Annotated in this window: 17 protein-coding genes; 11 read left to right on the top strand and 6 right to left on the bottom strand. The window is 65.5% G+C overall.

What is annotated here, in order from left to right; all coding sequences use genetic code 11:
- Position 1: 1 nt before the first annotated feature.
- On the bottom strand, positions 2 to 997 hold the full coding sequence (locus GJV18_RS05855; protein ID WP_160343763.1) for an NAD-dependent epimerase/dehydratase family protein: 996 nt from the start codon (positions 995 to 997) through the stop codon (positions 2 to 4).
- 163 nt (positions 998 to 1,160) lie between these two features.
- Here GJV18_RS05855 and GJV18_RS05850 point away from each other — a divergent pair, with 163 nt between their 5' ends.
- Entirely contained in the window at positions 1,161 to 2,216 is a 1,056-nt protein-coding gene (locus tag GJV18_RS05850) for a saccharopine dehydrogenase family protein (protein ID WP_160343762.1), read from the top strand.
- A gap of 238 nt (positions 2,217 to 2,454) precedes the next feature.
- A complete protein-coding gene (locus GJV18_RS05845) occupies positions 2,455 to 4,413 on the top strand; it encodes a methyl-accepting chemotaxis protein (RefSeq protein WP_160343761.1) in 1,959 nt (652 codons plus the stop codon).
- Positions 4,414 to 4,479: 66 nt separating this feature from the next.
- On the opposite strand, the gene GJV18_RS05840 is transcribed toward GJV18_RS05845, so the two are convergent.
- Positions 4,480 to 5,379 (bottom strand): LysR family transcriptional regulator ArgP, encoded by a 900-nt coding sequence (locus tag GJV18_RS05840; RefSeq protein ID WP_233280073.1) that lies wholly within the window; start codon positions 5,377 to 5,379, stop codon positions 4,480 to 4,482.
- A gap of 97 nt (positions 5,380 to 5,476) precedes the next feature.
- On the opposite strand from GJV18_RS05840, the gene GJV18_RS05835 reads away from it, so the two are divergent.
- The 3 genes from GJV18_RS05835 (at position 5,477) to GJV18_RS05825 (ending at position 7,222) form a co-directional block, all read left to right on the top strand.
- On the top strand, positions 5,477 to 5,878 hold the full coding sequence (locus tag GJV18_RS05835; RefSeq protein WP_160343759.1) for an ACT domain-containing protein: 402 nt from the start codon (positions 5,477 to 5,479) through the stop codon (positions 5,876 to 5,878).
- 1 nt (position 5,879) lies between these two features.
- The gene (locus tag GJV18_RS05830; RefSeq protein ID WP_160343758.1) at positions 5,880 to 6,491 is read left to right on the top strand and encodes a LysE/ArgO family amino acid transporter; all 612 of its coding nucleotides are present in this window, start codon (positions 5,880 to 5,882) and stop codon (positions 6,489 to 6,491) included.
- Between the two features lie 149 nt (positions 6,492 to 6,640).
- Positions 6,641 to 7,222 (top strand): superoxide dismutase, encoded by a 582-nt coding sequence (locus GJV18_RS05825; RefSeq protein WP_160343757.1) that lies wholly within the window; start codon positions 6,641 to 6,643, stop codon positions 7,220 to 7,222.
- A gap of 135 nt (positions 7,223 to 7,357) precedes the next feature.
- Here the strand turns inward: GJV18_RS05825 and GJV18_RS05820 are convergent, their stop codons facing one another.
- The gene (locus tag GJV18_RS05820) at positions 7,358 to 7,999 is read right to left on the bottom strand and encodes a hypothetical protein (RefSeq protein WP_160343756.1); all 642 of its coding nucleotides are present in this window, start codon (positions 7,997 to 7,999) and stop codon (positions 7,358 to 7,360) included.
- Positions 7,996 to 9,297 carry an ammonium transporter gene (locus tag GJV18_RS05815; protein ID WP_160343755.1) on the bottom strand — a complete coding sequence of 434 codons (1,302 nt, stop codon included), beginning with the start codon at positions 9,295 to 9,297 and terminating at the stop codon, positions 7,996 to 7,998. The genes GJV18_RS05820 and GJV18_RS05815 overlap by 4 nt, the downstream gene beginning before the upstream one ends.
- Positions 9,298 to 9,483: 186 nt before the next feature.
- Between GJV18_RS05815 and GJV18_RS05810 the strand changes: the two genes are divergently transcribed.
- Positions 9,484 to 11,547 carry a putative bifunctional diguanylate cyclase/phosphodiesterase gene (locus tag GJV18_RS05810; RefSeq protein WP_160343754.1) on the top strand — a complete coding sequence of 688 codons (2,064 nt, stop codon included), beginning with the start codon at positions 9,484 to 9,486 and terminating at the stop codon, positions 11,545 to 11,547.
- A gap of 74 nt (positions 11,548 to 11,621) precedes the next feature.
- Here GJV18_RS05810 and GJV18_RS05805 read toward each other — a convergent pair whose 3' ends face one another.
- Together GJV18_RS05805 and GJV18_RS05800 are read right to left on the bottom strand one after the other, a co-directional pair.
- Complete coding sequence (locus GJV18_RS05805) at positions 11,622 to 12,518, bottom strand: GIDE domain-containing protein (RefSeq protein ID WP_160343753.1); 897 nt, start codon at positions 12,516 to 12,518, stop codon at positions 11,622 to 11,624.
- A gap of 3 nt (positions 12,519 to 12,521) precedes the next feature.
- Positions 12,522 to 13,094, bottom strand: a complete 573-nt coding sequence (locus tag GJV18_RS05800; protein ID WP_160343752.1) for a LemA family protein — start codon at positions 13,092 to 13,094, stop codon at positions 12,522 to 12,524.
- Between the two features lie 183 nt (positions 13,095 to 13,277).
- Here GJV18_RS05800 and GJV18_RS05795 point away from each other — a divergent pair, with 183 nt between their 5' ends.
- The 5 genes from GJV18_RS05795 to GJV18_RS05775 all read left to right on the top strand — a co-directional run bounded on the left by GJV18_RS05795 (position 13,278) and on the right by GJV18_RS05775 (position 19,514).
- A complete protein-coding gene (locus GJV18_RS05795) occupies positions 13,278 to 14,612 on the top strand; it encodes an imelysin family protein (protein WP_160343751.1) in 1,335 nt (444 codons plus the stop codon).
- 165 nt (positions 14,613 to 14,777) lie between these two features.
- Positions 14,778 to 16,193: a di-heme oxidoreductase family protein gene (locus tag GJV18_RS05790; RefSeq protein ID WP_160343750.1), complete on the top strand. Its 1,416-nt coding sequence runs from the start codon at positions 14,778 to 14,780 to the stop codon at positions 16,191 to 16,193.
- 9 nt (positions 16,194 to 16,202) lie between these two features.
- Entirely contained in the window at positions 16,203 to 17,264 is a 1,062-nt protein-coding gene (locus GJV18_RS05785; RefSeq protein ID WP_160343749.1) for an imelysin family protein, read from the top strand.
- Position 17,265: 1 nt separating this feature from the next.
- Entirely contained in the window at positions 17,266 to 18,372 is a 1,107-nt protein-coding gene (locus tag GJV18_RS05780) for a DUF1513 domain-containing protein (protein ID WP_160343748.1), read from the top strand.
- A 116-nt stretch (positions 18,373 to 18,488) separates the two neighbouring features.
- Entirely contained in the window at positions 18,489 to 19,514 is a 1,026-nt protein-coding gene (locus GJV18_RS05775) for a CNNM domain-containing protein (protein ID WP_160343747.1), read from the top strand.
- The last annotated feature ends 74 nt before the right edge of the window (positions 19,515 to 19,588 follow it).

Below are 19,588 nucleotides of genomic sequence, written 5' to 3'. Positions count from 1 at the left end.
CTCAGGCCTTGCCCTGCTGCGCCTGCCACCACTGACAGAACTCATCCAGGGCCGTCCACAGGCTGACCCGCGGCTCGTAGCCCAGGTACTGCCGGGCCTGGCTGATATCCAGGGAGAAATCCTTGGCCATCACCGCCACACCGAGACGAAACAGGGTCGGCTCCGGGCGCCCCGGCAGCAGCCGGCAGATGCCTTCATTGAGCGCTGCCGCGGCATAGGCCAAGCCATAGGGCAGATGCCGAGTGACCGGCGGCAGGTCGAGGCGACGCAGCACATGGTTGACCACCTCCCACAAGGGCAGCGGCTCGCCATTGCTGATGTTGTAGACCCGCCCCAGGGCCTGCTCGCCCACCTGCAGGCAGCTGAGCAGGGCGTCATTGAGGTTGTCCACGCTGGTGAAGTCCACCCGGTTCAGGCCATTGCCGATAATCGACAGGCGCCCCTTGCGCTGCATATTGATCAGCCGCGGGAAGATGCTGGCATCACCCGCCCCGGTGACAAAGCGCGGGCGCAGCGCCAGCACCTCCAGGCCCCGTGCCTGGGCGGCGAACACCCGCTGCTCGGCCAGGTATTTGGTCTGCCCGTAGTGATCGGAAAAGCGCCGCGGCAGCTGCTCCTCGCGCAGGCCGACATGGGCCTGGCCGTCGAAATACACCGAGGGCGAAGACAGGTGCACCAGGCGTCGCACACCCTGCTGCAGACAGGCTTCGATCAGGTTCTCGGTGACCTGCACATTGGCCTGGTAGAAGTGCGCATAGTCGCCCCACACCCCCACCGCGCCGGCACAGTGCACCACCGCCTCGACGTCCTGGCACAGACGCCTGACCAGTTCGGGGTCACCCAGATCGCCCTGGACAAATTCGCCTCCCGCCTCACGCAATGCCGACACCGCCTCGGCCCGGCGGCCGTTGATGCGCACCTGCAGGCCCTGCTGCAGAGCGCAACGGGCAAAGCGCCCACCAATAAAACCGCTGGCACCCGTGACCAAGATCTTCATGGCTTCCCCCTGTTCGAGCCTGTTGCCACTCTAGCAGCGCGCAGGCGCAGGCCGAGTGACCCTGGCGGCCAGAATAGCGACCCACTGCACGGAGGATCGGGCCGCAGTCACCCAGGAAACGACTAAGCTTGCTACGCACTCAATCGAGACCAGGAAAACGTACATGGCCAGTAACTGGATGATCTACGGCGCCAACGGCTACACCGGGCACTTGCTTGCAAGCGAGGCCAAGCGCCAGGGCCTGAACCCCATACTCGGCGGGCGCAACCCGGCGGCGGTGCATGCCCTGGGCAGCCTGCTGGGCCTGGAATGCCGCATCTTCGACCTGGATGAACAGGCCCGGGCCCGCGAGGTGCTGGCCGATATCGCCGTGGTGGTGCACTGCGCCGGGCCCTTCTCCGCCACCAGCGCGCCGATGCTGGACGCCTGCCTGGCCAGTGCCACCCACTATGTGGACATCACCGGGGAAATCGGCGTGTTCGAAGCGGCCCGGCAGCGCGACACCCAGGCCCGGGAACTGGGCCTGGTGGTCTGTCCCGGCGTCGGTTTCGATGTCATCCCCAGCGACTGCCTGGCCACCTGCCTGCACCAGGCCCTGCCCGATGCCTGTGACCTGGCCCTGGGCTTCGACAGTGGCAGCGGGCTGTCGCCGGGCACGGCCAAGACCTCGGTGGAGGGCCTCAAGTTCGGCGGCAAGGTGCGCCGCGCCGGGGTGATCACCGATGTGCCGCTGGGTTACAAACGCCGCTCGATCAACTTTGGTCGCGGCGAGAAGCCGGCCGTGACCATCCCCTGGGGCGATGTCTCCACCGCCTATCACAGCACCGGCATCGGCAATATCGAGGTGTACCTGACGACCCCACCGGCCATTGCCATCCTGATGCGCCTGATCGACCCGCTGCGGGGCCTGCTCGGCCTGAATGCCGTGCAGAACTGGCTCAAGGGCCTGATCGGACGCAAGGTCAAAGGCCCGGATGCCCAGGCCCGGGAGCGCCAGCGCACCTGGCTATGGGGCGAGGCACGCAATGCCGCCGGGCAGGTCAGGACGGCCCGCCTGCAGACCGCCAACGGCTACGAGGTGACGGTACACGGCGCGCTGCTGGCGGTGCGTCATCTGCTCGATTACCAGGGCCCCGGCGGTTACTTCACCCCCTCGCGGCTGTTCGGCGCCCGCTGTATCGAACAATTGCCCGGTTCCGGCCGCATCGAAATCGAGTAACAGGCCTTCCCTTCCGCCGCCCGCTCCCAGGCGGCGACAGCAGTTACCTTTTCTCCCACCCCCACTGTGCCTGAACACGGCGCAGACGGCTGCCCATCACCCAGCGACAAGCCCTGACCCGCAAACCACAGACTGACCGATCATTTTTATTGACACATCGTCAAGCAATTCGCACGATTCTTGCAGAATCTTAAACACCTATCAGTCTGTCACCTTCCCACCCGCGGAGCCCATAGACATGCCGTTACGCCTCAAGCTCGCCCTAAGCTATTTACTTATCGGCCTTTTCCCTGTGCTAGCGATGGCCATCACGGTCTATCTGCAGGCCAGCAAAGCCTTGCAGGAGCAGAGCCTGGACGCCCTGGAAGCCGTTGCAAATATCAAACAGCAGCAGCTGCTGGATAATCTCCAGGCCCGGCACAACCAGCTGGGCACCCTGGCCAGCAACCTGAGCACCAGCTACAGCGGCCTCACCGGCCCTTCCCTGATCAGCGCCGCCAACTACGACCGACCGATTTTCGAGAACTTCACCCAGACCTACGGCTACCGCGACCTCAAGCTGGTGGACGGCGATGGCCAGGTGATCTTCAGCGTGCTGCGCGGCGAGGATTACCAGCAGAACCTGTTGACCGGCAGCTGGCGCGAACACCCCATGGGCCGCCTGGCCCAGCACAGCCTGAGCAGCGGCCAGGCACACCTCAGCGACCTCAGCGTCAACCCGCAGACCGGCGAACCCAGCCAGTTCCTTGCCAGCCCCATACACAGTGATGGCGAGCTGACCGCACTGTTGCTGCTCGAACTGCCCATCGCCCCGCTCAACCAGGTGATGCAGACCCGCCAGGGTCTGGGCGAGGCCGGCGAAACCTATCTGGTGGGCAGCGATGGCCTGCTGCGCTCGGATTCGGTGCGTTTCCCCGCACACCAGGCCCCCCGCGCCCAACAAGCGGGCACGCCACTGCAGGGCGAAGCCTTCCAGCGCGCCCTGGGTGGCGACAGCGGCCGCCTGAGCGAAACCGGCCTGGCCGGCCAGCAGGCACTCAAGGCCTTTGTGCCGCTGCAGTTCGACGGCCTGCACTGGGCCCTGGTGGCCGAGATGGATCAAACCCAGGCCTTCGCCCCGGTGCGCGCGCTGATGCTGCAGATCCTCCTGCTCGGTCTGCTGACCATGGTCGCCGTGGGCCTCGCCACCTGGCTGGTCAGCCGCAGCGTAATGCGCCCCCTGGGCGGCGAGCCGCAGAATATGGCGCAACTGGCCCAGCAACTGGCCGCCGGCCAGCTGCAGCTCAGCCACCCGGCGGCGGGCGGTAACGGCCTGATGCAGGCCCTGCATGAAATGGCCGCGGCCTGGCGCCGAGTGATCGAGCAACTGCACCAGGCCAGCAGCGCGGTGGATCACGCCAGTGGCGATATCCTGGCCGCCGCCGGACAGACCAGCAGTCGCCTCGACCAGCAACAGGAAGCCCTGGAAATGGTGGTCAGTGCCGTCGACCAGATGGCTGCCACCGTGCAGGAGATCGCCGCCAACGCCAGCCAGAGCGCCGACAGCAGCGAAGCGGCACGCAGCGCCTTCGCCGCCATGCAGGGCACCCTGCAGCGCATGATCGGTCGCCAGGATCAGCTGCTCGGCGGCCTGCGCGAAGCCGATCAGGTGGTGCAGACCCTGGCCGGCAACAGCCAGCAGATCGCCTCGGTACTGGAAGTGATTCGCGGCATTGCCGAACAGACCAACCTGCTGGCCCTGAATGCCGCCATCGAGGCCGCCCGCGCCGGCGAGCAGGGGCGAGGCTTTGCCGTGGTGGCCGATGAAGTGCGCAGCCTGGCCATGCGCACCCGCACCGCCACCGAGGAGATCGTGCAGATCATCGCCACCCTGGGCGACTCCTCGCAGCAGGCCCTGAGCAGCATGCAGGGTTCCACCACCCAGGCCCGCGCCCTGGAAGACGAAACTCAGGCGGTACTGACCACCCTCAGCGACCTGGAGCAGTCCCTGCAGGCCGTACACGGCCTGGCCTTTCAGATCGCCGCCGCAGCCGAGCAGCAGGCCGCCACCACCCAGGAGGTCAACCAGCATATGCATCAGCTCAGCGCCATGACTGCGGAAAATCGCGAAAACGCCGCCAATACCCGCCACAGCGGCGAGCGCCTGCGTAACGTGGCCAGTGACCAGCAGCAGTTGCTGGGGCAGTTTCAGCTGTAAGCCAGATGGGCAGGGCGCCAAGGGGTGAGCGCCCCGCTCACCCCTTGGCGCCCCATCACATGCGCTTTATACGCCCACCACCGGCACCAGCCATTTATCCGCCTGGCGATGCAGATGGCGGGTCAGTTGCTCCAGCAGGGCCCCACCATTGCGCCAGTGGTGCCAGTACAGCGGCACATCCACAGGCCTTTGCGGCAGCAACTCGACCAGGCTGCCCCGACCCAATTCGGCCTGCACCTGCAGCTCCGGCATCAGCCCCCAGCCGAAGCCGGCCTCGGCCAGGCGCACAAAGCCTTCCGAGGAAGGACAGAGGTGATGACAGAAGCCACCCTCCTGGCCCAAGGCTGCCAGGTAGCGATGCTGCAGCTGGTCATCCGGCCCAAAGACGATGGCCGGGGCGCGGGCCAGAGCCGGCGCGCTCACGCCCTCGGCGAAATGCCGGCGGATAAAGTCCGGACTGGCCAGGGCCCGGTAACGCATGGCACCCAGCAACTCGGCCCGGGCTCCGGCCAGGGGCCGCTCGCTGGCACACAGGCAGGCGGCCACTTCACCGGCGCGCATGCGCTTGAGGCCGACATCCTGATCCTCCACCAGATGCTCCAGCAGCAGGCGCTGCTCGGCGCAGAAATCGCCCACCGCCGACGCCCACCAGGTGGCCAGGCTGTCGGCATTCAAGGCAATGCGCAGGCGCTCCGGCGCGCCCCCTTCATCCAGGCTCGGCACCTGGGCCTGCAGGTCGCGCTCCAGCAGGCGCACCTGCTGCACATGGTTGAGCAGGCGCTGGCCCACTGCCGTGGCCACGGGAGGGCTGACGCGCATCAGCACCGGCTGGCCGACCCGCGCCTCCAGCAGCTTGATCCGCTGCGACACCGCCGATTGTGACAAGCCCAGCACCTGGGCCGCCCGTTCGAAGCCGGCCTGCTCCACCACCGCCGCCAGGGCGGCAAGCAACTTGTAGTCGAACAAAATAAGAATCCCTAATGAGTCATGAGTATCATTGATTTTTCTTATACAACAACTGGCCCCAGACTGCCCCCATCGCAATCTCAGACAGGAACCTGACATGTCCGGCGAAACGTCACTGAGCACACTGCTGGCCGGCCTCGCGCCGCGCCTCAACCCCGGCACCTACGTCTTCTGCAGCCTGCCTTCCCCCAGCGCCGAGCAGCTTGCCGTGGCCCTGGGCAGCTTTCGCGAAACCGAGGGCATGACCCTGATCCTGCCCCGGGAGGCCGCCGAGCACATGGGCCTGGACTACGACTACCAGGCCGCCTGGATCACCCTCGAGGTGCATTCCGCCCTGGCGGCGGTTGGCCTGACGGCGGCCTTTGCCACGGCGCTGGCCGGTGCCGGCATCAGCTGCAATGTGATCGCCGGTTACCACCACGACCATCTGTTCGTGGCCCAGGCCGATGCCGAACGGGCCCTGCAGGTATTGCATCAACTGGCCCGGGAGCCCCGCTGATATGTGGCAGAGCTACAGCAACGGCCTGATTATCGCCGCCGGCCTGATCATCGCCCTGGGCGCGCAGAATGCCTTCGTCTTGGCCCAGAGCCTGCGCCGCGAGCACCACCTGCCGGTGGCGCTGCTCTGCGTGCTGTGCGACGCCCTGCTGGTCGCCGCCGGGGTATTCGGCCTGGCCACCCTGCTGGCGCAAAGCCCACTGCTGCTGCATATCGCCCTGTGGGGCGGCGCTGCCTTTCTCCTCTGGTACGGCGCCCAGGCCCTGCTGCGCGCCTGCCGGCCCCAGGCTCTGAATGCCCATGGCCTGGGCACACCCCGTTCGCTGCGCGCCGTGCTGCTGGCCGCCCTGGCGGTGACCCTGCTCAACCCCCATGTGTATCTGGATACCGTGCTGCTGATCGGCTCCCTCGGTGCCCAGCAGGCCGTGCCCGGCGCCTATGCCCTGGGCGCCGCCAGCGCCTCGCTGCTGTGGTTTATGAGCCTGGCCCTGGGCGCCGCCTGGCTGGCCCCCTGGCTGGCGCGGCCGGCGACCTGGCGGGTGATTGACCTAGGCGTGGCGCTGATGATGTTCACCATCGCCGCCCAATTGCTGGCCAACCCCTCGCTTGGCTGAGCGGGTTCCCACACAGTTGTCGCGTGTTTAAGGCTCAAGGCCGGTGCTATGATTCAGGGCTCGCGGCGCATGTCATATAAGCGCCGCACCCATAGCCGCCCGTGATCGGCTTAGCGCACCCCGCACCCGACCTGATTAGGAGATCAACCATGGCTTTCGAATTGCCGCCACTGCCGTACGCCCATGACGCCCTGCAGCCGCACATTTCCAAGGAAACCCTGGAATACCACCACGACAAGCACCACAACACCTATGTGGTGAACCTGAACAACCTGGTGCCGGGCACCGAGTTTGAAGGCAAGACCCTGGAAGAGATCGTCAAGACCTCCTCCGGCGGCATCTTCAACAACGCCGCCCAGGTGTGGAACCACACCTTCTACTGGAACTGCCTGAGCCCCAACGGCGGTGGCCAGCCCACCGGCGCTCTGGCGGATGCCATCAACGCCGCCTTCGGCTCCTTCGACAAGTTCAAGGAAGAGTTCAGCAAGGTTTCCATCGGCACCTTCGGTTCCGGCTGGGGCTGGCTGGTGAAGAAGGCTGACGGTTCGCTGGCCCTGGCCAGCACCATCGGCGCCGGCTGTCCGCTGACCAGCGGCGACACCCCGCTGCTGACCTGCGACGTGTGGGAACACGCCTACTACATCGACTACCGCAACATGCGTCCGAAGTATGTCGAGGCGTTCTGGAACCTGGTCAACTGGGACTTCGTGGCCCAGAACTACGCGGCCTGAGTTTCTCCCGCTTGAAAAAAACCGGTCGCTGACCGGTTTTTTTTGTGCCCAGCCATCCCTGGTGCTCCCCTTGCGGGCCGTCGCTGTGCGACGTCAGAAAGTGCTCCCGGCACTTTTTCAGCCTGTCACTTCCCCTCAAAGCAGTTGCCTGACCCCATAGGCTGGCTGCAACTGCTCCACCTGCTGCACGCTCTGGCTGAGCAGGCGATCCGCCGCCACCGGCCCGAGAAACTCGCACAGGCCGATATACAGCAGGTTGAGCAGCTTGCGCAGTTGCTCCGGGGCCAGGCCCAGCAAACCCTGCTCGTCGCCCTGCAGCAACCAGGCGCGCAGGCGCAGGCCAGTGCCATCGTCCACCTGCATGCCGCCCAGATTGCCGGCAGCAAAGCGGCGCAGGCGCTCGCTCTGTTCGCTGCCCAGGGTGGTAAACAGCATCTGACTGAGCAAACCAAAGCTGTGCCGCGCCTGCCCATGCACGGCCGGCTCCGGCGCCCGCATACCTTGCTGCTGACGCCAGGCATGCAACTGCGGCGCAGGATCCGGCAGCAGTGCCGAGAGCGGGCCGGTCAGGGCCCCGACCAGCTCGCGGTAGAGCTTGGCGCGCTCCAGGCGCTGCCCACTGGCCTGGGCCACCTCGGCGAGAAACTCGTTGAGGGCGAAGGGCGGTTTCTCGGCATAGCGGTCCTCCCACAAACAGAGCACGGCCAGCAGTTCATCCCCGGCAAAATGCCCGGCCAGGCCGGTGTAGATGGCGCGGCGGCGTGTCACCAGGCTCATTTGCCTACCCTCCCGGGCAACGCATCGGCATCGAAGGTCTGCGCCAGATTGAACTCGGGGTAGCCCACCTCGGCATGCTCGGCGTAGTCCAGACCACGCTGCTCGTCCTGGCTGGAGACGCGCAGGCCGAACAGCTTGTCCAGCAGCAGATAGAGCAGCAACGCCAGCGGGAAGGCCCAGAGAAAGGCGGCCGCGGCGCCCAGCAACTGCACCCCGACCCGCTCCCAGTTGAACAGATCGCCACTGAAGAACAGCCCCGCCGCCACGGTGCCCCAAACCCCGGCAAAACCATGCACCGGCACCGCACCGACCACATCATCCAGTTGCAGACGATCGAGCAGGCGCATACCGAACACCACCACAAAACCGGCCACCAGCCCGGTCAGCAGGGCAAATCCCGGCTGCATGCTGGCACAGCCGGCAGTAACGCCCACCAGACCACCGAGCGAGCCATTGACCGTGGTGGTCAGCAGCACCGGGCTGGAGCTGCCGCGCTGGGCGAGAAAGGCCCCGAGAGCACCGGCGCTGGCCGCCAGGTGAGTATTGAGAGCGATCAGGCCGAGGCTGACATTCATTTCCAGGCTGCTGCCGGCATTGAAGCCGAACCAGCCCACCCAGAGGATAAAACCGCCCAATGCCACCAGGCTGAGGTTATGCCCGGGAATCAGCCGCGGCGTGCCATCCGCCGCATAGCGCCCCAGGCGTGGGCCCAGCACCAGAATGCCGGCCAGGGCGCACCAGGCGCCCACGCTGTGCACCACGGTGGAGCCGGCAAAGTCGATAAAGCCCAGGCTGGCCAGCCAGCCCTGCCCCCCGTACATCCCACTCCAGACCCAGCTGCCGAACACCGGGTAGATCAGCCCGCTGATCACCACCGCACCGATCAGGTAGGCCGTATAACGGGTTCGCTCGGCCATGGCGCCACTGGCGATGGTGGCCGCCGTGGCGGCGAACATCATCTGGAACAGCAGAAAGGTGAAGTCCCAGGGCTCGCCCTCCTGCACCGCGAAATGACTGGTGCCGAACCAGCCGGTGAGGTTGCTGCCGAACATCAGGCCAAAGCCCAGCAGCCAGAACACGATGCCGCCGGCACAGGCGTCCATGTAGTTCTTCATCATCACGTTGACCGCATTCTTGGCCCGTGACATGCCGCTCTCCAGCAGCGCAAAGCCGGCCTGCATAAAGAACACCAGCACGCTGGCCAGCACCAGCCAGGCGGTATTGCTTGCCTCATTGCCACTGGCATGGGCCGATGACGAGAACCCCAGCACCAGAATGCCTACACTCGCTTTGTTCATCCCCATATCCCCCAAGAAGTGAGTGATTGAGGTATCGCAACTCTTGTGCCAAGTATCGACAGACCACCCTTAGAGCAGGCTGCGCAGAAATCCCGGACAAACTGCTAATGGCCCTTTGACTGCAAGCGCGACTTTGCCAATACTCAGGTACGTCGGACGCCCAGTGCCTCGAACAAGGAAACTCACTTGAAGCTGGAACTGAAAAACAGCTTGTCGCTCAAGTTGCTGCGCGTTGTGCTGCTCTCGGCACTGGTCGTTGGCGTAGTCCTCAGTTGCGCGCAAATCGTCTTTGATGCCTACAAGACCCGCCAGGCCATCGCCAACGACGCCCAACGCATTCTCGGCATGTTCCGCGACCCCTCCACCCAGGCGGTCTACAGCCTGGATCGGGAAATGGGCATGCAGGTGATCGAGGGCCTGTTCCAGCACGAATCCGTGCGCACCGCCGCCATCGGCCATCCCAACGAACCCATGCTGGCGGAGAAATCCCGCGAACGGGTCGAGATGCCCACCCGCTGGCTCACCGACCCGATCCTCGGCCAGGAGCAGAGCTTCGTCACCAAGCTGGTCGGCCGCGGCCCTTACAGCGAATACTACGGCGACCTCAACATCACCCTGGACACCGCCCCCTACGGACAGAACTTCGTCACCAATTCGGTGATCATCTTTATCTCCGGCGTGCTCCGTGCCCTGGCCATGGGCCTGGTGCTCTATCTGGTCTACCACTGGCTGCTGACCAAGCCACTGTCGAAGATCATCGAGCACCTGACCAATATCAACCCGGACCGCCCCAGCGAACACAAGCTGCCCATGCTCAAGGGCAACGAGAAAAACGAGCTGGGCCTGTGGATCAACACCGCCAACCAGCTGTTGTCCTCCATCGAGCGCAACACCCACCTGCGCCGCGAAGCGGAAAACAGCCTGCTGCGCATGGCCCAGTACGACTTCCTCACCGGCTTGCCCAACCGCCAGCAGCTGCAACAGCAACTGGATCAGATCCTCGATGACGCCGGCCGCCTGCAGCGCCGCGTGGCCGTACTCTGCGTCGGCCTGGACGACTTCAAGGGCATCAACGAACAGTTCAGCTACCAGACCGGCGACCAGCTGTTGCTGGCCCTGTCCGACCGCCTGCGTGGCCACAGCGGCCGCCTGGGCGCCCTGGCCCGTCTGGGCGGCGACCAGTTCGCCCTGGTCCAGGCCGATATCGAACAGCCCTACGAGGCCGCCGAACTGGCCCAGAGCGTGCTGGACGATCTGGACACCCCCTTTACCCTGGACAACCAGGAAGTGCGCCTGCGCGCCACCATCGGCATCACCCTGTTCCCGGAAGATGGCGACAGTACCGAGAAGCTGCTGCAGAAAGCCGAGCAGACCATGACCCTGGCCAAGAGCCGTTCGCGTAACCGCTATCAGTTCTACATCGCCAGCGTCGACAGTGAAATGCGCCGCCGTCGCGAGCTGGAGAAGGACCTGCGCGACGCCCTGGCCCAGGACCAGTTCCACCTGGTCTACCAGCCGCAGATCGACTACCGCGACCACTGCGTGGTGGGGGTCGAGGCGCTGCTGCGCTGGCAGCATCCGCAACACGGTTTCGTCCCGCCAGACCTGTTTATCCCCCTGGCCGAGCAGAACGGCACCATCATCCCCATCGGCGAGTGGATTCTCGACCAGACCTGCAAGCAACTGCGCGAATGGCATGACCAGGGCTTTACCGAGCTGCGCATGGCGGTCAACCTGTCCACCGTGCAGCTGCACCATGCCGAGCTGCCGCGGGTGATCAACAACCTGATGCAGATGTACCGCCTGCCGCCGCGCAGCCTGGAGCTGGAAGTCACCGAAACCGGCCTGATGGAAGACATCAATACCGCCGCCCAGCACCTGCTCAGCCTACGCCGCTCCGGCGCCCTGATCGCCATCGACGACTTCGGTACCGGCTATTCCTCGCTGAGCTACCTGAAGACCCTGCCCCTGGACAAGATCAAGATCGACAAGAGCTTCGTTCAGGACCTGCTGGAAGACGAAGACGACGCCACCATCGTTCGCGCCATCATCCAGCTGGGCAAGAGCCTGGGCATGCAGGTGATCGCCGAAGGGGTGGAAACCGTGGAGCAGGAGGCCTACATCATGGCCCAGGGCTGCAACGAGGGTCAGGGCTACTTCTACAGCAAGCCCCTGCCGGCACGGGAGCTGACCAACTACCTGAAACAGGCCCGGCGCCTGAACACCACGGCCAACCCCGCCACGCTCTGAGCCATGCTGCCAGACCCACAAACGCCCCGTTCATGGGGCGTTTGCTTTTGCCCTAAAGGCTGAGTGGGCACAGGCTAGAACCGCTCAACCCCCAGCAACCAGGCAAAGGCCAGGGCGCCGATCATGCACAGGAGTGCGCCACCTGCCGCCTGCCAGTAGAAGCGCCGCACCAGCTCGTCCTCCCCAGCGCAGGACAGGATAAAGGGCTGGCGCTCGGCCGGTTTGCCCAGGCGATGCTGCACCGGCTGCAGGCTTTGCTCACGGCGCCGCTGCTCGGCCTCAAGCCCCGCCGCCACTTGCACCCGCTGCCACTCCTGCTCATCCAGCTGACCATTGCCGTCATGGTCAAAGCGCTGCAACAGGCCGGCGAAGTCACCCTTCCACTGGCGAATCACCTCGCCCTTGGCGGCATTCAGGTCGAAGGCCTGGCGCCCACCACCATGGCTGCGGAAATCACCGATGGCGTACAGCGGCTGGCCCACATGCAGGCGCTCCTCGGTATAGCGATAGCGTTTGCCAGCACTGAACAACGCGGCCCAAGCGCTTTTCGCCGACCCCAGGGGATGACGCTGGTTGCCCTGCCAGACCTGCCGGGTGGCCGGGCGCACCTCGGCACCACGCGGGTCGATCAGACAGTTGCCGGTGCTGTCCTGCAGTTGCAGCCAGGCGTCGCTGCTGCCACTTTCCAGCACCCGCCAACTGCGGTTCTTGCCGTTGGATTTATATTCCTCGATCTTGTAGCGCCACCACAGACAGGACGTCTGGGTCAGGGGGCCGAGCAGAGCGGGCTGTTCGCTGGCGACCAGCACACCATAGAACTCGGCATAACCCTGGGCCGCCGAGCGGATTTTCGAGGTGGGCGTATCGAGCAGATGGCGGGCCTGGGCGAAACGCCGGATAAACCACCAACCGCCCGCCAGGCTGGCCGCACCGCTGCAGACCAGGCCAATGATCTGTCCCTCTGCCGTCATGGCTCAACCAAACAGCGACTTGAGATCGACATCGGCCTTCTCGCCCTCGCTGAACTCCAGCAGCACCGCCGCCTTGAAGGCGAACAGACGGGCAATGATCAGATCGGGAAACTGCTCGATGCGCACGTTGTTCAGGTTGACCGCTTCGTTGTACAGCTCGCGGCGGTCGGCAATCCCGTGCTCCAGACCGCTGATGCGCTGTTGCAGGTGCTGAAAGCTTTCGTTGGCCTTGAGCTCGGGATAATTCTCGGCCAGGGCAAACAGCTGCCCCAGGCCCATGCGCAGACCGGTCTCGGCCTTGCCCAGGGCGCCCAGATCGCCCTTCTCCCGAGCGCTGGACACGGCACTGCGGGCGGCGATCACCGCCTCCAGGGTGCCCCGCTCGTGCTGCATGTATTGCTTGCAGGTCTCCACCAGCTTGGGCAGCTCTTCATGGCGCTGCTTGAGCATCACGTCGATATTCGACCAGGCCTTGCTGACCCCATGCTTGAGCCGCACCAGGGCGTTATAGAGCGCTATGGCATAGGCAGCGAGCAGTATAAGGACAACGATCAGGGCAACACTGGTCAGGCTCATCGGGGCACTCCAGAAGTCGATGGGGCGATGCGGGCATTCTAGCCCCATCCACCTCGGCAAGGACGGTTGCGCCTCACGAAGCACAAAAGCGCAACAAGGCTTTGCATAAAATGCAAATCTTTCGCATTATCCTCACCTTTCACAAAAACCGGCTCACGCCGCCAGACACGCAAAGGACTCCCCATGCGCTCCAATCCCTTGGCCACCGCCAGCCTGCTCGCCCTTGCCATCGCTCTCGCCGGTTGCGGCGAAGATAAAGCCCCCGCCACCCAGGCCGCCGCTCCGGCCGTCAGCAGCGAAAGCGCTGCTCCGGCGACCACCGGCACGCTCGACCAGGCTGCTGCCCAGGCGGTGGTCAAGCACTATGCCGACCTGGCCCTGGCCGTGTTCAGCGACGCCGCCAGCACCGGCAAGACCCTGCAGAGCGCCATCGACGCACTGCTGGCCAACCCCAGCGAAGACACCCTGCAGGCCGCCAAGCAGGCCTGGCTGGCCGCGCGCGTGCCCTATATGCAGACCGAGGTGTTCCGCTTCGGCAACGCCGTGGTCGACGACTGGGAAGGCCAGCTCAATGCCTGGCCGCTGGACGAAGGCCTGATCGACTATGTGGCCAGCGACTACCAGCACGCCCTCGGCAACCCGGGCGCCCAGGCCAATATCATTGCCAACGCGGCGATCCAGATCGGCGAAGACCAGCTCGATGCCAGCACCATCACCCCGGAACTGCTGGCCAGCCTGAACGAGCTGGGCGGCTCCGAGGCCAACGTTGCCACCGGCTACCACGCCATCGAATTCCTGCTCTGGGGCCAGGACCTCAACGGCACCGAGCCGGGCGCCGGCGAGCGGCCCTACACCGACTACCTGATCGGCGAAGGTGCCACCGGTGGCCATAACGAGCGCCGCCGTGCCTACCTGCAGGCCGCCACCGCCCTGCTGGTCAGCGACCTGGACAGCATGGTCGAGCAATGGCAGGACAGCGTCGAAGGCAACTACCGCAGCGAACTGTTGGCCGACTCGGCCGAAAACGGTCTGCGCAAGATGCTGTTCGGCATGGGCAGCCTGTCCCTCGGCGAACTGGCCGGCGAGCGCATGAAGGTCGCGCTGGAAGCCAACTCCACCGAAGACGAGCATGACTGCTTCAGCGACAACACCCACAACTCGCACTTCTACAATGGCAAGGGCATCCGCAACGTCTACCTGGGCGAATATCGCAAGGTCGACGGCAGCACCCTGAGTGGCCCGAGCCTGTCGCAACTGGTGGCCAAGGTTGACGCGGCCGCCGACAGCAGCCTGCAGTCTGACCTCGCAGCCAGCGAAGGCAAGCTGCAGGTCCTGGTCGACAGCGCCAACAGCGGCCAGCACTTCGATCAGCTGATCGCCGCCGATAACGCCGCAGGCCAGCAACTGGTCCGCGACGCCATTGCCGCGCTGGTCAAGCAGACCGCAGGGATTGAGCAGGCAGCAGCCAAGCTGGGCATCAGTGACCTGAACCCGGACACCGCCGACCACAGCTTCTAAGCCTGCGCGCTCGCCGCTTCAGCCAAGGCCGACAATCCAGCCGATTGTCGGCCTTTTTCATGGCTGCGACCCAAAGCCGCAAGCGCAAATGCAAATCCATCTTATTTTTAATGACATGCACTGCTACCATTGCCGGCCAGTTTTTCAGCCTGCGAATCCACCGCCATGTCCGCCCTGTCGCCTCGCCTGCTCACCCTTGCCCTGCTATTGCTCCTGAGCGCCTGCGACCAGCCCCCTCAGTTCACCCGGGTCGAGCCCGGCGAAGCCCTCTCCGCCGGTAGTGCCACGGTATTCAAGCGCGACCACAACGCGTTTTCCCTGCCGGCCGCCAATCTCGCCCCCAGCCGGCGCCTGGACTTCGCCGTGGGCAACAGCTTCTTTCGCAACCCCTGGGTCGTCGCCCCGGCCACCACCATCGCCCGTGATGGCCTCGGCCCACTGTTCAACACCAATGCCTGCCAGAACTGCCATATCAAGGACGGTCGCGGTCACCCGCCCGCAACCGACGCCAGCAGCGCAGTGTCCATGCTGGTGCGCCTGTCGCTGCCCCACAGCGCCGGCACGGCCGAACAGATCGAGCGCCTCGGGGTAGTGCCCGAGCCGACCTACGGCGCCCAGCTGCAGGATATGGCCAACCCCGGCATTGCCCCGGAAGGCAAGGTACGGGTGCGCTACAGTGAAGTACCCATGCAGTTTGCCGACGGCACTGTGGTACAGCTGCGCAAACCCGAGCTGGAAATCAGCCAGCTGGGCTATGGCGCTCTGCACCCGGATACCCGCTTCTCCGCCCGGGTGGCGCCACCGATGATCGGCCTGGGCCTGCTCGAAGCCATTCCCGAGGCGGCGATCCTGGCCCAGGCCGACCCGGAAGACGCCGATGGCGACGGCATTTCCGGTCGCCCCAACCGGGTCTGGGATCATGCCAGCCAGAGCACCCAGCTCGGCCGCTTCGGCTGGAAGGCCGGCCAGCCCAGCCTCAATCAGCAGAATGCCGAAGCCTTCGCCGGCGATATGGGCCTGACCAGCAGCCTGGTGCCTCGGGACAACTGCAGCGCAGCCCAAAGCGATTGCCAGACCGCCCCCCACGGCGGCGAACCGGAGGTCAGCGACAGCATCCTCGCCAGCGTGCTGTTCTACAGCCGCAACCTGGGCGTACCAGCGCGCCGCGCGGTCGACGCCCCCGAGGTGCTCAGGGGCAAGAACCTGTTCCACCAGGCCGGTTGCCAACAGTGCCACACCCCCAGCTTTACCACCGCTGCGGATGCCGCGGAGCCGGAGCTGGCCAATCAGCTGATCCGTCCCTACAGCGACCTGCTGCTGCACGACATGGGCGAAGGCCTGGCCGATCAGCGCGAGGAATTTCTCGCCACTGGCCGCGAATGGCGCACCCCGCCACTGTGGGGCATCGGCCTGACGGAGGCGGTCAACGGCCACAGCCAGTTCCTCCACGATGGTCGCGCGCGCAACCTGCTGGAGGCCATCCTCTGGCATGGCGGCGAAGCAGAAGCGGCCAAGCAACAGGTACTCACTTTCGATGCCGAGGAGCGCAGCGCGCTGCTGGCCTTTCTCAACTCCCTCTGAGGTAATCCCATGCTACGCAAGCCCCTGATCGCCGCCCTGCTCGGCCTGGCCCTGGCCGGCTGCGACCAGTCGCCGCCCGAAGCCAGGATCAGCGCCGCCCTGGCCGACAGCGTTGTGCTGCCGGCCTATCGCAGCTGGCTGCTGAGCAACCAGCAACTGGCCAGCAGCGCCGCGGCCTTCTGCGCCGGAGAGAGCGCGCTGCCGGCAGCACGCCAGGCATTTCTGAGCGCCCAGAGTGCCTGGGCCGGGCTGCAACCCCTGATGGTCGGCCCGCTAGCCGAAGGCAATCGCGCCTGGCAGGTGCAGTTCTGGCCCGACAAGAAGAATCTGGTTCGGCGCCAGGTCGAGGCCCTGCTGAGCAGCAAGCCCCAGTTGAACCAGGCCGATGTGGAGAACGCCAGCGTGGTGGTGCAAGGCCTGAGCGCCTATGAATACCTGCTGTTCGACCCGGCGCTGGACTTGCGCCAGGCGGAACAGAAAGCCCGCTACTGCCCACTGCTCAAAGCCATCGGCAACCATCAACAGGCCCTGGGCCAGGAGGTGCTCGACCAGTGGCAGGCCGAGCAGGGCATGGCCAGCCAGCTCAAGCGCTTCCCCAACGCGCGCTACGCCGACGCCAATGAAGCCATCGCCGAGTTGCTGCGCGCACACATCAGCGCCCTCGACGGCCTGAAGAAAAAGCTCGGCGCGCCCATGGGTCGACAGAGCAAAGGTCACCCCCAGCCCTACCAGGCCGAGGCCTGGCGCAGCGCTGCCAGCCTGGCCAACCTCGCTGCCGCCCTGGCCAGCGCCGAACGGCTGTGGCAGGGCCACAACGGGGACGGCCTCAAGGCGCTGCTCGGCCGTGATCAGGCTGAACTGGCGGGGCGAATCGACGCCGCCTACCTGGACACCCGCCAGCGCCTGGCAGCCCTGGAGCGGCCCCTGGGCGAACTGCTCGGCGAGCCAACCGGGCTTGCCCGCCTCAACGAGCTGTACGCCAGCCTCGACCAACTGCATCGCCTGCAGGAAAGCGAGCTGGCCAAGGCCCTCGGCGTGCAGATCGGCTTCAACGCCCACGACGGAGACTGACATGCAGCGCAGAACCCTGCTCGGCCTGGGTGTGCTGCTCGGCGCCGGCGCCGCGACCGGTGCCTTCGCCGGCTGGACCCTGTTCGGCGCAAACGGCCAGCCCCTGCTGCTGTCTGCCCGCGACGACGCCGACGGCCGCCACTACGCCGTCGGCTACCGCCTGGACGGCGAGCGCGCCTTCGCCACGCCGGTAGCCGAGCGCTGCCACGACGTGGTGCCGCACCCCGGCCTGCCGCTGGCGCTGTTCGTCGGCCGCCGACCGAGCACCGCGAGCTACCTGATCGACACCCGCGATGGCCGCCTGCTGCAGACCCTGGTCACGCCGGCCGGCCGTCACTTCAACGGCCACGCGGTATTCCACAAGGGCGGCGACTGGCTGTACGCCACTGAGAATGACAGCACCGAGCCCGGGCGCGGCGTGCTCGGTGTCTACCGCCTGCAGGGCGAGCGCCTGGCGCGCGTCGACGAGCATTCCACCCACGGCGTCGGCCCGCACCAGCTGCTGTGGATGCCCGACGGCGAAACCCTGGTGGTGGCCAACGGTGGTATCCGCACCGAGGCCGACAGCCGGGTGGAGATGAACCTCGACGCCATGGACGCCAGCCTGGTGCTGATGCGCCGCGACGGCAGCCTGCTCAGCCGCGAACGCCTGGCCGACCGGCAGAACAGCGTGCGCCACCTGGCCGTGGCCAGCGACGGCACGGTGGTCAGCGGCCAGCAATATATGGGCGATCTGCACGATTCAGTGCCGCTACTGGCGATCAAGCGCCCCGGCCAGCCCCTGCAACCCTTTGCGATCGACGAGCCGCTGCGCCAGAGCCTGAATCAGTACACCGCCAGCCTGGCCATCCACGATGAACTGCGCCTGCTGGCCCTGACCGCGCCACGGGGCAACCGCTTGCTGATCTGGGAGCTGGACAGCATGCGCCTGCGCCTGGACGTCCATCTGCCCGACTGCGCCGGCGTGGCGGCCTGCGCCGTGGGCTTCGTGGTCAGCTCCGGCCAGACCCGCTGCCGTCTCTATGACTGTCGCCAGCCGGCCATCCGCACCACCGCGCTGAGCCTGCCTGCGGGGTTGTGGGACAACCATCTGCGCCTGGGCAGCTGAACCGCCGGACCGGGCAGCGCTCAGGATATGTGCGGTAACACTGTCAAGCCGCCCAGATCTGGCCATTTGCATACCCATGGGCCAGCATAAGTGCCCCTTAGTCACTTAATATCCCCATGACACTGCTGATCGCCTTTGTTGTCCTCTCCATCCTCGTCTCGTTCATCTGCTCCATCCTCGAAGCCGCGCTGCTTTCGCTAACGCCCAGCTACATTGCCCGGCAAAAGACCGAGCGCCCGCGCCTGCATGAGCGTCTCAAGGCCCTCAAGGAAAAAATCGACCAGCCCCTGGCCGCGATACTGACCCTCAACACCATCGCCCATACCGTGGGCGCCACGGGTGTCGGCGCCCAGGTGACCCTGGTATTCGGTGACGGCTACCTGGGCATTGCCTCGGCCGTGATGACCTTCCTGATTCTGGTGCTCTCGGAAATCCTGCCCAAGACCATCGGCGCCCGCTACTGGCCAGCCCTGGCGCCCTATCTGCCGGCCGTGCTCAACACCCTGATCCTGGCCCTCAAACCTTTTATCTGGTTGTCCGATCGCATCATGCAGCTGCTCGGCGGCCAGCACCCCGAACCTGACATTCGCGAGGAAATCAAAGCCTTGACCCTGCTCGGCCGGGAAGTAGGCAAGCTCGACGAAGATGAACAGCGCGTCATCAGCAATATCCTCGACCTGCATGAAATCCGTCTGCGCGACATCATGACGCCGCGCATCGTCTGCGAGCATGTGGCGCCGGATGAATCGATCGGGGCCTTCAGGGAGCGCGTCAAGCAGAGCCAGTTTTCCCGCTACCCGGTGATCAGCGAGGACGAAGCACCCTTGGGCGTGGTGTTTCGCTTTGATCTGCTTAGCGCCGAGGATGACAGTGCGCCGGTCACCAGCCTGATGAAAAACCTGCTGGTGGTGCCGGACACCATGAACGTGGAAAGCCTGATGACCCAGTTGCTGCAAGAGCGTCAGCACATGTGCCTGGTGTACGACGAGTTCGGCAGCTGGCGCGGTCTGGTGACCCTGGAAGACATCATGGAAACCATCATCGGCAAACCCATCCTCGATGAGACCGATGACATTCCCAATATGCGCCGCCTGGCCAAACGCCGCTGGGAGCATCGGATCAAGGCCATCCGCGCAGACTGAGAACGCGCCCCTCAAGTGCGCCCCTCCCCAGCCGATCTATACTCTCAAGACCCCTGTTCTAGGCAGGGGCCATG

The sequence above is a fragment of the Pseudomonas xionganensis genome (genome assembly GCF_009763245.1).
GTDB classification, from domain to species: Bacteria; Pseudomonadota; Gammaproteobacteria; order Pseudomonadales; family Pseudomonadaceae; genus Aquipseudomonas; species Aquipseudomonas xionganensis.
This window is presented reverse-complemented; position numbering and strand designations above follow the sequence as displayed.

Coding starts and splice junctions, on each gene's coding strand:
- GJV18_RS05795 (WP_160343751.1), top strand. CDS start 13,278: ATGCGCTCCAATCCCTTGGCCACCGCCAGCCTGCTCGCCCTTGCCATC.
- GJV18_RS05775 (WP_160343747.1), top strand. CDS start 18,489: ATGACACTGCTGATCGCCTTTGTTGTCCTCTCCATCCTCGTCTCGTTC.
- GJV18_RS05800 (WP_160343752.1), bottom strand. CDS start 13,094: ATGAGCCTGACCAGTGTTGCCCTGATCGTTGTCCTTATACTGCTCGCT.
- GJV18_RS05855 (WP_160343763.1), bottom strand. CDS start 997: ATGAAGATCTTGGTCACGGGTGCCAGCGGTTTTATTGGTGGGCGCTTT.
- GJV18_RS05820 (WP_160343756.1), bottom strand. CDS start 7,999: ATGAGCCTGGTGACACGCCGCCGCGCCATCTACACCGGCCTGGCCGGG.
- GJV18_RS05825 (WP_160343757.1), top strand. CDS start 6,641: ATGGCTTTCGAATTGCCGCCACTGCCGTACGCCCATGACGCCCTGCAG.
- GJV18_RS05830 (WP_160343758.1), top strand. CDS start 5,880: ATGTGGCAGAGCTACAGCAACGGCCTGATTATCGCCGCCGGCCTGATC.
- GJV18_RS05850 (WP_160343762.1), top strand. CDS start 1,161: ATGGCCAGTAACTGGATGATCTACGGCGCCAACGGCTACACCGGGCAC.
- GJV18_RS05845 (WP_160343761.1), top strand. CDS start 2,455: ATGCCGTTACGCCTCAAGCTCGCCCTAAGCTATTTACTTATCGGCCTT.
- GJV18_RS05780 (WP_160343748.1), top strand. CDS start 17,266: ATGCAGCGCAGAACCCTGCTCGGCCTGGGTGTGCTGCTCGGCGCCGGC.
- GJV18_RS05835 (WP_160343759.1), top strand. CDS start 5,477: ATGTCCGGCGAAACGTCACTGAGCACACTGCTGGCCGGCCTCGCGCCG.
- GJV18_RS05815 (WP_160343755.1), bottom strand. CDS start 9,297: ATGAACAAAGCGAGTGTAGGCATTCTGGTGCTGGGGTTCTCGTCATCG.
- GJV18_RS05785 (WP_160343749.1), top strand. CDS start 16,203: ATGCTACGCAAGCCCCTGATCGCCGCCCTGCTCGGCCTGGCCCTGGCC.
- GJV18_RS05805 (WP_160343753.1), bottom strand. CDS start 12,518: ATGACGGCAGAGGGACAGATCATTGGCCTGGTCTGCAGCGGTGCGGCC.
- GJV18_RS05790 (WP_160343750.1), top strand. CDS start 14,778: ATGTCCGCCCTGTCGCCTCGCCTGCTCACCCTTGCCCTGCTATTGCTC.